The 13117-nt window shown below is 56.0% G+C and carries 12 protein-coding genes and 1 tRNA gene; 6 read left to right on the top strand and 7 right to left on the bottom strand.

The features are described from left to right. From IGS51_RS15500 to IGS51_RS15490, 3 genes are all read right to left on the bottom strand, one after another. On the bottom strand, positions 1–247 hold a 247-nt coding region (locus IGS51_RS15500), incomplete at its 3' end, for a hypothetical protein (RefSeq protein ID WP_297079565.1). Between the two features lie 110 nt (positions 248–357). Then, positions 358–2217, bottom strand: a complete 1860-nt coding sequence (locus tag IGS51_RS15495; RefSeq protein WP_297079563.1) for a DUF1989 domain-containing protein — start codon at positions 2215–2217, stop codon at positions 358–360. Positions 2218–2228: 11 nt separating this feature from the next. Continuing rightward, positions 2229–2939 carry an ABC transporter substrate-binding protein gene (locus IGS51_RS15490; RefSeq protein WP_297079562.1) on the bottom strand — a complete coding sequence of 237 codons (711 nt, stop codon included), beginning with the start codon at positions 2937–2939 and terminating at the stop codon, positions 2229–2231. A 177-nt stretch (positions 2940–3116) separates the two neighbouring features. Between IGS51_RS15490 and IGS51_RS15485 the strand changes: the two genes are divergently transcribed. Then, the gene (locus IGS51_RS15485; protein WP_297079561.1) at positions 3117–4010 is read left to right on the top strand and encodes a phytanoyl-CoA dioxygenase family protein; all 894 of its coding nucleotides are present in this window, start codon (positions 3117–3119) and stop codon (positions 4008–4010) included. 18 nt (positions 4011–4028) lie between these two features. Here the strand turns inward: IGS51_RS15485 and IGS51_RS15480 are convergent, their stop codons facing one another. Then, positions 4029–4838: an intradiol ring-cleavage dioxygenase gene (locus tag IGS51_RS15480; protein ID WP_297079559.1), complete on the bottom strand. Its 810-nt coding sequence runs from the start codon at positions 4836–4838 to the stop codon at positions 4029–4031. A 164-nt stretch (positions 4839–5002) separates the two neighbouring features. Next, positions 5003–5074: transfer RNA gene (locus tag IGS51_RS15475), tRNA-Gly, on the bottom strand. Between the two features lie 638 nt (positions 5075–5712). Between IGS51_RS15475 and IGS51_RS15470 the strand changes: the two genes are divergently transcribed. The 4 genes from IGS51_RS15470 (at position 5713) to queG (ending at position 10715) form a co-directional block, all read left to right on the top strand. After that, positions 5713–6597 carry an Npun_R2479 family HD domain-containing metalloprotein gene (locus IGS51_RS15470; protein WP_297079557.1) on the top strand — a complete coding sequence of 295 codons (885 nt, stop codon included), beginning with the start codon at positions 5713–5715 and terminating at the stop codon, positions 6595–6597. Positions 6598–7130: 533 nt separating this feature from the next. Continuing rightward, positions 7131–7766, top strand: a complete 636-nt coding sequence (locus IGS51_RS15465) for an LppP/LprE family lipoprotein (RefSeq protein ID WP_297079555.1) — start codon at positions 7131–7133, stop codon at positions 7764–7766. A gap of 568 nt (positions 7767–8334) precedes the next feature. Beyond that, positions 8335–9735, top strand: coding sequence for a mechanosensitive ion channel family protein (locus tag IGS51_RS15460; protein WP_297079554.1), 1401 nt, complete (start codon positions 8335–8337; stop codon positions 9733–9735). Next, a complete protein-coding gene (gene queG / locus IGS51_RS15455) occupies positions 9732–10715 on the top strand; it encodes a tRNA epoxyqueuosine(34) reductase QueG (RefSeq protein ID WP_297079552.1) in 984 nt (327 codons plus the stop codon). Before IGS51_RS15460 ends, queG begins: the two co-directional genes overlap by 4 nt. Positions 10716–10911: 196 nt before the next feature. On the opposite strand, the gene IGS51_RS15450 is transcribed toward queG, so the two are convergent. Beyond that, complete coding sequence (locus IGS51_RS15450; RefSeq protein WP_172357993.1) at positions 10912–11124, bottom strand: hypothetical protein; 213 nt, start codon at positions 11122–11124, stop codon at positions 10912–10914. Between the two features lie 89 nt (positions 11125–11213). Continuing rightward, a complete protein-coding gene (locus IGS51_RS15445; protein ID WP_297079550.1) occupies positions 11214–12698 on the bottom strand; it encodes a glutamate synthase subunit beta in 1485 nt (494 codons plus the stop codon). 69 nt (positions 12699–12767) lie between these two features. Here IGS51_RS15445 and IGS51_RS15440 point away from each other — a divergent pair, with 69 nt between their 5' ends. Beyond that, a complete protein-coding gene (locus IGS51_RS15440) occupies positions 12768–13079 on the top strand; it encodes a hypothetical protein (protein ID WP_297079548.1) in 312 nt (103 codons plus the stop codon). The last annotated feature ends 38 nt before the right edge of the window (positions 13080–13117 follow it).

The following is a 13117-nucleotide window of genomic DNA, read 5'->3' as shown; positions in this document are numbered from 1 at the left end:
CCACCCAGACCCGCCAGGGCAGCGGACGAATCAGCCCGTCCAGCGCCAATGCCTGGGGCAAGGCAACCCGAAAGTTGTTTTCACACAGCCGCAGCACAGCGCAGGGATAGCCTTGCAGCGCCGTGGTCAGGGATTGGAACGGGCTGATGTGGGCAATGGACTCGCCAAACAGGTAGCGGGCAACTTGCAGCCCGTCAATTCCAGCAAAGTCCCAGAGCGTGCGATCGGTTGAGGGGGCGGGGGGCATAGAACGCAGCGTAGATGGAGATGGGGATACAAGTGTTGCGGAACACCAAAAGGTGGAGATGGAGCTAGAGATACAAGCGTCGCGGAACATCGAAAGTCGGAGTTCGCTGACTATGCTTTGACCCGGCTTTTGGTGGGGTCGTAGGGGGAAAGGGGGCCGACCGTTGCGCGATCGCGCCGCTTGATACCATCCAAAAAGCCAACCTCAACGACCATTCCCAGTTGAGCATAGTCCGGCGCAATCTGGGCGATCGCAATGCTGCGGTTCAGCACAGGCGAAAACGTCCCGCTCGTGACCTGCCCAATCCGCCAGGGCTGCCCTGCGGCATAGACCCCCTGCCCGCCACAGGCGACCTCATTCCCCGCCAGGGTTAGCCCAACCGCGACGAAGGGGGGGCGCGATCGCAGCGCTTCTAGGGCCGCCCGACCGATAAAATCGCCCTTACTCTTCAGCGCCACACTCCACCCAATCCCCGCCTGATAGGGCGAAATCAGGTCATTAAACTCCCGTCCCGCCGCCAGCAACCCCGCCTCGATACGGGCACAGTCGATAGCCTCCATCCCCATCGGCAACAGCCCAAAGGGTTTGCCCGCCTCCATGATCGCGTCCCACAGCGCCAATCCGTCGCGGGGGTCTACAAACAGTTCATAGCCCAACTCTCCCGTGTAGCCCGTGCGCGAAATAAACACCGGGATGCCCTCCAGCGTCCCCGTGGCAAAGCGGAAGTAGCCCAGTTCCGCCAGCGTCGAGAGGCCCCACTGGGGGTCGAACCGGATCAGCGGAGTCAGCAAGTCGCGGGAGCGGGGCCCCTGCACGGATAAGTTATGGAGGCGATCGCTCGTCGGCCTGATCTCCACCGCAAAACCCTGGGCCTGGGCAACGGTTTGCAGCCACAGGGCATCGGTGTCGCAGTTGCCCACATAGCGAAAAGCCGCTTCCCCCAAGCGAAACACAATTCCATCATCCACCATGCCCCCGTGGGGATTGAGCAAGCAGCCATAGGCCGACTGCCCCACCGCCAGTTGGGCAATATTGCGCGAAAACACCCACTGGAGCAGCGCCAGCGCATCTGCCCCCGTGAGGTCAAACTTTCGCAACGCCGACAGATCCATCACCGCCACCCGCTCCCGCAGGGCCCAATAGTCCGCCGCCTTGCCCTGCTGAGGATAGGAGAGGGGAACCCAAAAGCCGTTGTAGTCTGCCAGATGTCGCGTCAGGTCTCGGATGCGGGGCGTGAAGGCGCTGTCTTGCGTCAGACGCAGCGGCAGACTGGGCGCAGCGCGATGGCCCCTCAGCCTGGAGAACGAAGACTCCGCCCCATAGATGCGGACGTGAATAGGCGTAGGATGCCAGCCATTCACAGGGTCGATGTCGTCGGGACAGGCCGAACTAGCACAGAGCAAATCCTGGTGTGCCCGCAGCAGCACATAATCCCCCGGTCGTGACCAGGCCTCTCCGGCGATAATTGCGCCTGTGCTATCTACCTCAGTATTGAAAAAGAAATTGATCGCAGGCCAGCCCAACCGGGGCGCAATGCCGTAGGGCCCAAGCACCTGATTAAAATTTTCGCTGCAACTGGGATGACCCGGATAGCCTGCATCTTCGTAATAGCGGCGAGTGCAGGCCAGCATGAAGCTATCATGGCGACCGCAGGTATCCTGCACCATCTCCACTAGCGGCCGCATCTGCTGAGAAAAATAGTGGCTGAACAAACCCACTTGGGGCATCGCCAGGCCCAGCAGCGTGCGCGTCACGGTGCCGTCCAGTTCCTCCCCATAGCCCTCGCCCGCAAAAGCCAGAAAATCTGAACACTGGCTGCCGTCTACGTCAATAATCTGGATAAATTGACCCGCTTTGACTGGATAGGCGATCGCCGTTCCTGGTGCAACCCGATACTCCGCCACAACGGGCGCGAGGGGCGCAGGCAGGTCGGTCGCAGGGTCTGTCGCAGACACCCAAGTCTGTTGCATCACAGCCCCCGCTACACAAACGGAAACGGTCGCCAGGGAATCCACTGGCTCCATAGCGCCGCCAGCGTACCGTCACTCAGCAGCGCCTCTAGAGTCTGGTCTAGCGCGTGGTGCAGGGCTGCATCGGCGGGTCGGAGGGCGATCGCAAACGGATGCCGCGTTTCCACGGTAAACGCCAGCCGCAGCGACGAGTCAGCCTCGGCCGCCGTGATCAGCACCAGTTCATCATCCACTAATGCGTCAATCTCGCCCGCCCGCAGCGCCGCCAGCATCTCCGGCAACACCTGATCGCTCCCCGGAAACGGCACCAGCGTCACGTCGGCAAATTGCTCCCCCAGCGCCAGATTGGTGCTATCCGCCAGTCCCCCCAGCTTCATTCCCCGAAGATCAGCCGCCGTGTGGATGGGGCTATCGGCCCGCACGATCACCGCTTCATCATAGATTCCGTAGGGCCGGGTAAAGCGGCTGTGGCTGAGGCGTTCTGCCGTCACCGCCTGGTTAAACCACACCACATCACACTGACCCGCGTGCAACGTCGAATAGAACTCAGACATGGGCAGATTTTGCCACACGGGCACCAGCCCCAGCTTGGCACACACCGCCCGGGCCACAGCGGGTTCATACCCCAGCCGCTCGCCGTTTTTAAGGTAGCTCATCGGGCGAGCATCAAAATCACTGGCGGCAATCGTAAGCTGCCCCGGCGTTAGCGTTGAAAATTCCATAATCCTGCACAAACAGACGCACTCCATTGTGCGGAACTTGGCCCCCGCAGACCGTAGCGAATTTCACAAATAGAGTGGGCAGGCAGCGCTACAGTGGCCCTCGATGCCGGGGGCCTGTCCTGCTGGTTATCCAAACAGGCTCGATTCCCCCCACGTTTCACTCGGACTTTCTGCGGTATGGCTTATTCTCCCCTTCAGATTACTGAGGACGACATTCAACGGTTCCAGACAGACGGGTTTATCATTCTGGAGCAGTTTATCGATCTGGAGCTAGTGCAGCAGTTGCGCGATCGCATCGAGCCGCTGTTTCGGGGTGAGTTTGAAACGACGGTCTACCCCGACGAGTGGCACTGGCGACCAGGGCTGAGCCTGCCAGACGTGACCCGCGAAATTTGCAATGCGTGGAAGAGCGATCGCACGATTGCCAGTGTCGCTCTATCAGCAGAGGTCGGCCGCATCAGCGCCCAACTGGCGGGCTGGCCAGGGGCACGCATCGGCCAGGATAGCCTTTGGCACAAACCACCCGGTGGCGGCAAGGAGATTGCCCTGCATCAGGACGGAGCCTACATCAACTATCTCACGCCCGCCGAAATGGTCACCTGCTGGATTGCGCTGGATGATGTGAGCCTGGAAACGGGCACGCTTCAGTATGTGCGAGGGTCCCACCGCTGGCCTTTGCTTGAGGTCGCGGGAGAGTTTCATGCACCCCAAAAAGACTATCGCTGGGCCATGCTGGAAACCGCAAAAGCAGCCGGGGTCAGCGAGCCAGACATTGTGCCCCTGACAATCCCCGCCGGGGGCTGCGCCTTCCACCACGGGCTTTTGTGGCATGGCTCTGGCAAAAACCTGAGTGAAACCACCCCACGCCGCAGCCTGGGCATTCACACGATCAGTTCTGAAGCACGGTTTAGCGACGTTCCCCCCGGCTATATCTACGGTCGCTACAAGCGGATTAACGACAGCACCCTGGATGAATCCTTCTTCCCTATCCTGTGGACGCAGGACGGCTACCGATCGCCCCATCTAGCCAGCTATTGCAGAGATGCGATCGCCCTACCCGCCCTAGTTTAGCCCTAGTTTAGCCCTGGTTTAGCCCATCTCTAACCCAATCCCAAATCTGCCGAAATACCCCCGATCGGTCTGCGCTACAGGCAGCAGGAGTTGCGCTCCGCCAAACTGGAAGATCACATCTTGATGATTCCGCTGGGCCCGCTGCCCCCTGGCTGTGTAAGGCGTTTGGCGATGAATTCGATCGGTCAGGGCATCGTCAAAGTAAAGCTGGGAGGTAAACTCATAGCTGCTTGGGGCGATCGCCCCTGAGGGAGACGCGGTGCGAATCTTGAAGTGAATATGAACGGCTCTGCCAGGATACCAACCCGGATAGATAGTCAGGAACTCAGCCACACCGTTTTGATCAGTCCGCTGGTAGCCCCGTAGAAATGCCTGACCTGTGGTGTCTGACTGGCGATCGCGCACGCCAGAATATACGCCCGCTGCATCACACTGCCAAACATCCACCAAAGCATTGGGCAGCGGCACACACCTGCGGGAACCTTCCGGCTGAAAGCTGTCCACCTGAAAGACCTGAAAAAGCAGCCCCAACGGCACTCCCGCACTGATCTGCCCTGTGGCAGGGTCAGTGCGAAGATCAGCCCGATTGAGCTGCGTATCGACAAAGAAGGGCCCCGCCGTCTGCTGGGGCCGCACAATGCAATCGAGCAGGTCATCTGCCTTCGCCAAGCCAGAAGACGCAACGGGCGGCAACCCCTCCGGCTGACGGGAACACCCAAACACCGCCGTACCCGCAACGCCTCCCAAAAAGCCAAGGACTTCTCGCCGAGACCGCGCAAGCCTGCCGACTGGGGAGCGTGAAATTGCTGGCGATCGCAGTTGATTCATGGTGCTAACTCTTTTGAATGCAGGTTTGGATACAGGCTCTCTGGATAATGCCCAATCATGCCCCAATCTTAGACAGTGATTTAGAACGCATGAACCATTTTCGCCCTTTCTCTGAAAAACTTGAAAGCCCTGGAACTCTTCAGCTTCAGGGCTTTTAGGTTATAAGCGGGTGATGGGACTCGAACCCACGACATTCAGCTTGGGAAGCTGACGTTCTACCACTGAACTACACCCGCATTTTTGGAGACTTCTAGGATAGCATTCTGACCCCTGATCAGGCGATGGGGGAGGTTGTTTACAAGGGGAGGCTGTTTACAAATAGATGAGTTTGTATGAGCGAGTGCTATCAAAATGAGCGATCGCCCATGCAACAAATCATCATAAATTCAGTCCAAGCAGACTAAACAGAACAGATTGCGGCTATTTCTCAAGGTAATTCCTCCTATTCTAAAAAATAGTTGAAAATAGAGTGGAAATTGCTCGCTGACCTCACTCTATTCGTCTATTTTGAATAAAGGGTTGATTATATGGAGACGGGAGCAACATCTGTGTTTGCGGCTATCGAGCATTGGGGAACGGAGGGAGTGCCGCGGGCGCGGGTTAAGGGGTACGACCTCTCATCTGCAAGACGTGATCTCAGATCACAATGCTGGTGATGCGGGCGATCGCCCCGGCTGCTCCATCTCACCCCCATCTGCCGCTAGGTACGCTACGGTATCTATATCGTAGAAGTGGGTACTCTGATCTAACAGTCAAGATCTAACAGTTTCTAAGTTGCCTCCTGTCCGAATACTTTCCGAATACTTAGTGTTCTGTTGTCTTTATCGCTGTTGCCTTTCTTCCTGCTGTCTTGTAGCGCTGTGAGCGATTCGCAATGTTTAACGCTACTGAACTCCTAATCTCTGACTTTGTGACCAAGCTCAAAGAGGGATATCACCATACCTATGGCGGTCTCAATGCTGGCTATGAAGATATTATCGGCTGGGTCGGGGCAATGGCGCTGGAGAACATTGCCAACAGCGACGCGCTCTATCACAACATCGAACACACGATCCTGGTGACGCTGGTGGGTCAGGAAATTTTGCGTGGCAAACACATCCGCGAGGGTGGCGTTTCACCCGATGACTGGCTGCATTTCATTGTGTCGCTAGTGTGCCACGATATTGGCTACGTGAAAGGGGTCTGTCGGAGCGATCGCGAAGGCTGGTATGCCACCGGGCAAAACGGCGAAATGATCAGCCTACCGCCAGGATCGTCCGATGCAGCCCTCACGCCCTACCACGTCGATCGTGCCAAGCTCTTCATCGACGAGCGGTTTGGCGGCAACCAAAAGATCGACTCTGCTATTGTAAAGCGCAACATCGAGCTAACCCGCTTTCCAGTGCCCCACGACGATGACCACCAAGATACGATACACTATCCAGGGCTGGTGCGGGCTGCGGATTTAATTGGTCAGTTGAGCGATCCCCGCTATCTCAAAAAAATTGGGGCGCTCTACTACGAATTTGAAGAAACAGGCGTGAACAAGGCGCTGGGCTATCGCCATCCAGGTGACCTACGGGCAAACTATCCCAAGTTCTATTGGAACGGAGTCTATCCCTATGTGAAAGATGGTCTAAAGTATCTTTCACTGACGCAGCAGGGGCAGCAAATCATTGCTAACCTTTACTCCAACGTGTTTGTAGTCGAGCATGAACCAGGGGGACAGATCTCCACTCCCCACCCCGAAAATCAGCCTGTAGGCAGCGCAGCCCATTAGGCAGTGTCTTAAAACTTTCTAGGTCGTTAATTGTCTTGAGTCGATCCCCCTTAAATCCCCGCGCTTACGCGCCGCTTCGCTAGAAATAAGGGGGAGTTCCGGGGTGGTTCGGCTCGGTTCCCACCTTCTTAAGGTTTTAAGGGGGGCTAGGGGAGATCAAAGAGCTTTAAAACACGCCCTTGTATTTTGGATGGAAGTAGCAGGAGTGACTCTGGACACGCCCTCAAGCTCAAAGCTCGCTGCCTAGATTAAAGAGCCTCCTGCCCTCAGTTTAGATTGCCAACAGCAGACTGGACGATATAACGGGTGTTCAGCATCATGAACCAACCCGGATCGACAAGGATAGCACCGGGAGTGCAATCGCCCCTCCCTCAGGGATGCTCCGATGACATCCACGATTTGTTTAGGTATCGACATCAGCAAAGCCAGCTTTCATGCCGCTGTCGTCTTAGCTGACATCAGATTGCTGCTTAATTTCCGTTCCAACTCCCTTTGGAAATTCTTGTAAGGAAATTCTTGTAAAAACTAACCCTATGCGTCGTTCTACTTCCCTTTTTAGCGCTGTATTTCTGGCTTGGGTGACTGGGCTATCGGGGGCGATTCCCGCAGGGATCGCTTCGCGAATCGCCCAAACCCCTCCACCCGACCCTAGCGGCTCCTGGCTGGACGAAAATATGCCCAACTGGAACCAGCCCGGTGCTGCCATCCCTGCCGCTCCCCAGCTAGAGGGCGGTAGCAACCTGGAGTATTGTACGCAATCGTTTCGACAGGCAACACTGCCCGAAGATGCGCTGGTGGAGGCTGCGGGCTGGACGCTGACCGGAGCCGCTCAGGTTTTCAACAATACAACCGTAATCACAGGCATGGCCAACGCTGACGGGATGTGTCGCCCCCTCCGCTATCAGGTGTTTGTGTTTAAAAAAGGTGCATTTGTGGGCACGCTGTCGCCCATCCTGATGGACGCCCGAACGGATGGCAGCGTCTTTAGCGTGGATTTGTCTGGTGCAGACGGACTGAGTGCCCAGTTTAATCGCTACGAACCTAGCGATCCGCTGTGCTGCGCCTCTAGAGAAAGCCGCGTGTTCTACGAAATTCAGACCAGAGATGATACTGTAATTCTGGTTCCCAACTTGCCAGCGGCAACCTTTTCTAGCCCCGATGCCCAATAGCGGCGGGTTCCAATTCTCAGGCTCGAGTGATGCCTTCTAGATCTGCATCCGCCCTTAGAGTAGTGGAATAGATGCTGCTGACACGAGATTTTACGGGGTCTTGTGCAAACTTATGCGTCAGTTTTTTGCTTCTCGCGCTGTCCAAGCCGCTCTCCAGTTTGCGCTGATAAGCCTGTTGAGTTGCGGGCTGGCGATCGCCGGAGAATTGACCCTGCCTCTATCCCCTGCCCTGGGGCAACTGCCCTCCCTGCCCACGCGATTGTCAAATCCGGCTTTTAGCCCACCCGATGGTGTCAGCCGCCACGGAGAATACGAGACTGCCCCCATTCGCTCTCCACTTGACAATAAATGGTTATTTGAAGTCACGTCTCCAACGATTTTTAACCGGGAAGATGTGCCGCAGAATCGCTTGCCCGTGGAAGTGCGAGCGCAGGAGATAAATGCGCGACTGTGGCGCGTGCTGAGTCGAGCCGCCAACGCCAAAGAAACCCCCAAGGTGACAATTGCTATCCTCAACAATCGCCCGATTTTGCAAATCAGTGATGACCAAACCACGCGCCCGATTCGCTTGGTCACCGTTACCGAACCCGACTCGGATTGGAATGGCAAACCGCTGGATGAACTAGCAGAGGAATGGCAAAAAATTCTGCAAGACGAAATGGTTCGCTTTAAGGAGCTAACTTCCCAGAAGGTGATCTTGCAGCGATTGAGGCGGGCATTTCAGCTTTTTCTGGGGTTGCTCTTGGCCAGTGGCATAATCTGGTTTTTGCAGCGGGTTTTAACTCGTCGTCAGCAGACATTAGAAGCCCACTATGAGGAGCAACTTGCGGCGATCGCCAGTGCAGAAAAAACGCATCAGCGTAACGCGCCAATAATCACAAATGTCTCGTCCGATTTGCCAGAAGGAGAAGAATCAGAAGCACGAGAAATTGCAGAAATGCGATCGCATTTTTTAGAAGCTTTGCAGGCTCAGTTTAGCGTCAAACGACAGCTAGATGTTGACAAGTTTCTAAAGTGGGCGCTGTTTTGGATTTTCATTTTGATGTGGTATGTCGGCATTGCCAGAATTATATCAACTGTGCCGCTTTTGATGCGATGGAGCGTTTACGTTTGGGCAACCCCTCTTGCCCTACTGGCAATCTGGTTTGGCATTAGTTTACTCATTCGTATTAGCCGCAGCTTAATTGATCGGTTTCTATTTTCCTGGAAAATCAATGGGCTTTTACCAATCGGTGAAACCCAGCGTATTGCCCTACGAACCAAGACAATTTCCGAGGCCCTGAAGGGGCTAATTACCTTCGTTTTAATCTTGGCTGGAATTGTCTGGACGCTGGGCTTATTTAATATTCCAACAAGTTCCATTCTGGCAGGTGGCGCGGTTATTGGTTTAGCTATTTCCTTTGGTTCTCAAAGCCTGATCAAAGATTTGGTAAACGGCTGTCTTATTTTGATCGAAGATCAGTTTGCCGTTGGGGATGTGGTGAAAATTGGGGACAAAAGTGGACTGGTTGAACGGCTGAATTTGCGCGTTACTCAACTCCGTAACGGTGAGGGGCAGCTGATTACCATTCCCAATAGCAGCATCACTAATGTTTGTAATCTGACGCGCCTCTGGTCACGAGTCGATTTCTCAATTATCGTCGCCTATGAGAATGATCCAGTGAAGGTTCTGAAAGTGCTAAAACAGGTTTCGGAAGACCTCTATAACGAGCCTGGGTGGCGCGATCGCCTGATAGAATCTCCTGATGTTTTAGGCATTGATGAACTCGATCATACGGGGATGCTGGTGCGAGTGTGGATTAAGACACTTCCGCTAGAACAATGGAGCGTCGGCCGCGAATTTCGGCTGCGCGTTCGTCAAGCATTTGAAGCAAATCAGATTCAAATTGGCAAACCTCAATGGATTACCTACAGCGCCAGTTTGGAAAACCTCAATCTCAACGCTACTCCGGCAGTGAGTTCCCCATGACCCCTCCTGCGCGAAGTCCAGACCTGAGCCAAGCAGAACGGGTGAAACAGGCCGCGCTAGAGTTGGGGTTTCACAAAGTCGGCATTGCTTCTGTCGCAACTGCCGCAGCGGAATCGGCGGGGCTGAACCGCTGGCTGGCGCAGGGCTATCACGCGGATATGGCGTGGATGGCGAACCCCCGACGACAGGACTTGCGGCAGATCCTGCCGGAGGTGCAGTCTGTGATCTGCGTGGCGCTAAATTATTACGTGAATCAAATGCGGTCAACTGCGCCGGGAGTGGCCAAAATCTCGCGCTACGCCTGGGGGCGCGACTATCACCGTGTCTTGCATAAAAAGCTAAAGGCGCTGTGTCGCTGGCTGGAGGCCCAGGGCGACGGGATTCAGACGCGCTTTTATGCTGATACGGGCCCGATACAAGATAAGGTCTGGGCGGAGCAGGCCGGGCTGGGCTGGATTGCCAAAAACAGCAACCTGATTACCCGTGAGTATGGTTCCTGGGTGTTTTTGGGCGAAGTGCTAACGAATCTGCCGCTGCCAGCCGATACGCCCCACACGCAGCACTGCGGAAGCTGCACCCGCTGCATCGAGGCCTGTCCCACAGGCGCAATTGTGGAACCTTTTGTGGTCGATGCCAACCGCTGCATTGCCTACCACACCATCGAAAATCGCGCCGCAGAACTGCCCAACGATATTGCCGACAAGCTCGATGGCTGGGTGGCAGGGTGCGACATCTGCCAGGACGTGTGCCCCTGGAATCAGCGCTTCGCCCAACCGACGGACGTGACCGAGTTTCATCCCTATCCCTGGCACGTCAACCCCGCGCTGGCGGAACTAGCCGAGATCTCGGACGAAGAATGGGGCGATCGCACGACGGCTTCGGCGCTGCGGCGAATCAAGCCGGAGATGATGCGGCGCAATGCGCGGGCGGCGAGTGGAGAGGGGCAGATGGAGGGAGGAGGCGAGGGGGAAAGGCGATGACAGGGGGACAGAGTGCTGAAGTATTGGCATCCCAACGAAACAGAACACGGCTCTCATCATTCTCCCCCTGCCTGATTTCCTGATCCCATCATCTCATTTAGGACTTACGAACTTGCGATTAAGTTTTCTGGGGTTTGGACGATTTCTCGCGGGCTGCACCCGCGAGAAATCGTCCAACTGCGTAATCTTTCGCAGGCTAGTAGCTGTCGCCTTTACTCACGGTTTTTTGCCCAAGCTGGTGATTCGCCTGATGCAGCCGATTGGCGATCGCCTGTCGCCAGGCCAGATCCACATTCGGATCAGCAATGACTTCCTGAGCAAGCTGGCGATAGACGGCGCTGGTGGCAGCGTTGACCTGTTCCAGCAGCCGGAGGTTGTGATAGACCGTGCGAGGGGAGGGAGTGTCCATAGGAATTGGTGGGTTGATGAGTAGTGCGGGGAGGCGGAGCAGGAGAGGCTGCGGGCGTTAAGCTGCCTGACCTCTCCTGCTTTACTGCTTTACGGTAGATCGGTGCTGCCCATCAAGTAGCGATCGCACTCTCGCGCTGCGCCGCGCCCTTCGTTGATCGCCCAGACAATTAGGCTCTGTCCGCGCCGACAGTCGCCTGCGGCAAACACGCCAGGAATGCTGGTGGTGAACTGACCGTGGGCAGCTTTGATATTGCTACGGGGATCACGCTCGATGCCCAGGGAGTCGAGCAGCGGTTGCTCTGGCCCCAGAAATCCCATTGCCAGCAGCACCAGTTGAGCAGGCAGCACTTTTTCCGTGCCTGGGATGGGTTGGGGAATGAACTGACCCTTGTCGTTCTTTGTCCATTCCACCTGCGTAATGTGAATCGCTTTTACGTTCCCGTTTTCATCCCCTTCAAACTTCGTGGTGGTGGTGAGGTACGTGCGTGGGTCCGCCCCAAACATGGCCGCCGCCTCCTCCTGTCCATAGTCCATTTTGTAGACCTTGGGCCATTCCGGCCAGGGGTTGTTGGCGGCGCGTTCCTGTGGGGGCTTGGGCATGATCTCAAGCTGCACCAGGCTCTTGCAGCCGTGGCGAATCGACGTTCCCACACAATCGGTTCCCGTGTCCCCGCCGCCGATAATCACCACGTCCTTTCCGGCTGCGGAAATGTAGTCTTTGCCGGGTTGTTTGTCGAGAACAGCGCGGGTATTTTCCGTGAGAAACTCCATTGCAAAGTGAATCCCCTTCAGGTTCCGCCCTTCAATCGGCAGATCGCGCGGTTTCGTTGCGCCCGTGCAGAGCAGCACCGCGTCATAGTCCTTCAGCAGCGCTTCAGCAGGTAGGTCTTTGCCGATTTCCGTATTGCAGACAAACTCGATGCCCTCGGCTTCCAGCAGATCCAGCCGCCGCCGCACGATCTTTTCCTTATCCAGCTTCATGTTGGGGATGCCGTACATCAGCAGCCCACCGGGGCGATCGGCCCGCTCAAACACCGTCACCCAGTGGCCAGCGCGGTTAAGCTGATCGGCGGCGGCTAGTCCAGCCGGGCCAGAGCCAACGATCGCCACCTTTTTCCCGGTGCGGTGGGCGGGCGGTTTAGGCGTGATCCAGCCTTCTTCCCAGCCCTTTTCGATGATGGAATACTCGATGTTTTTGATGGTGACGGGCGGATTGTTGATGCCCAGCACGCAGGAACCTTCGCAGGGAGCAGGACAGACACGCCCCGTGAATTCAGGAAAATTGTTGGTCTTGTGGAGACGATCGAGGGCTTCGCGCCACAGCCCACGATACACTAGGTCATTCCATTCGGGAATCAGATTGTTGATAGGGCAGCCGCTGGCCATGCCGCTGACCAGCATTCCCGTATGGCAAAAGGGAATGCCACAGTCCATACAGCGGGCCCCTTGGGTGCGGAGCCGCTCCTCCGGCATGGGGTTATGAAACTCGTTCCAGTCGCGAATGCGATCGCCCGGTTCGCGTTCGGTGGGTGCTTCGCGAAGATATTCGATAAAGCCGGTTGGTTTGCCCATAGTGGTGTTTTGACGGATTAGATCTTTTGAGGGAATGAGTTAGGCTAGGTCTAGCGCAGCAATGAAATCATGCAAGTCCCGGATAACCCAAGCAATAGCGATATTCGAGATGCCCTGGTTCAGTTTCGAGACGAATTCATTCTGTTTCGAGATGACGTGAATCAAAAGTTTGAGCAGCTTGACAATCGGCTTGAACAACTGGAAAACCAGTTTGAAAAGCTGGACTACAAGTTTGATGTCTATCAGAGGGGAACTGATGGCATGGTGCGAATGGCGACAACGATCATCATTGCAACAGCTTCTGTCATCGTTCTTTCTAATTTGAGTCCAGCGGTTAACGCCCTGATCACAGCCCTTTCCAGTGCCTCCAGCGGTTCCTAGCCCCCTTCTGGGGTGAGTAGCACCCACCCCAAAAGAGA

The organism is Thermoleptolyngbya sp. M55_K2018_002 (assembly GCF_015295965.1).
Classification (GTDB): Bacteria; Cyanobacteriota; Cyanobacteriia; order Elainellales; family Elainellaceae; genus Thermoleptolyngbya; species Thermoleptolyngbya sichuanensis.
The sequence above is the reverse complement of the archived record's forward strand: the minus strand, read 5'-3'. Positions and strand labels throughout refer to the sequence as shown.

Coding starts and splice junctions, on each gene's coding strand:
- IGS51_RS15495 (WP_297079563.1), bottom strand. CDS start 2,217: ATGCAACAGACTTGGGTGTCTGCGACAGACCCTGCGACCGACCTGCCT.
- IGS51_RS15490 (WP_297079562.1), bottom strand. CDS start 2,939: ATGGAATTTTCAACGCTAACGCCGGGGCAGCTTACGATTGCCGCCAGT.
- IGS51_RS15485 (WP_297079561.1), top strand. CDS start 3,117: ATGGCTTATTCTCCCCTTCAGATTACTGAGGACGACATTCAACGGTTC.
- IGS51_RS15480 (WP_297079559.1), bottom strand. CDS start 4,838: ATGAATCAACTGCGATCGCCAGCAATTTCACGCTCCCCAGTCGGCAGG.
- IGS51_RS15470 (WP_297079557.1), top strand. CDS start 5,713: ATGTTTAACGCTACTGAACTCCTAATCTCTGACTTTGTGACCAAGCTC.
- IGS51_RS15465 (WP_297079555.1), top strand. CDS start 7,131: ATGCGTCGTTCTACTTCCCTTTTTAGCGCTGTATTTCTGGCTTGGGTG.
- queG (WP_297079552.1), top strand. CDS start 9,732: ATGACCCCTCCTGCGCGAAGTCCAGACCTGAGCCAAGCAGAACGGGTG.
- IGS51_RS15450 (WP_172357993.1), bottom strand. CDS start 11,124: ATGGACACTCCCTCCCCTCGCACGGTCTATCACAACCTCCGGCTGCTG.
- IGS51_RS15445 (WP_297079550.1), bottom strand. CDS start 12,698: ATGGGCAAACCAACCGGCTTTATCGAATATCTTCGCGAAGCACCCACC.
- IGS51_RS15440 (WP_297079548.1), top strand. CDS start 12,768: ATGCAAGTCCCGGATAACCCAAGCAATAGCGATATTCGAGATGCCCTG.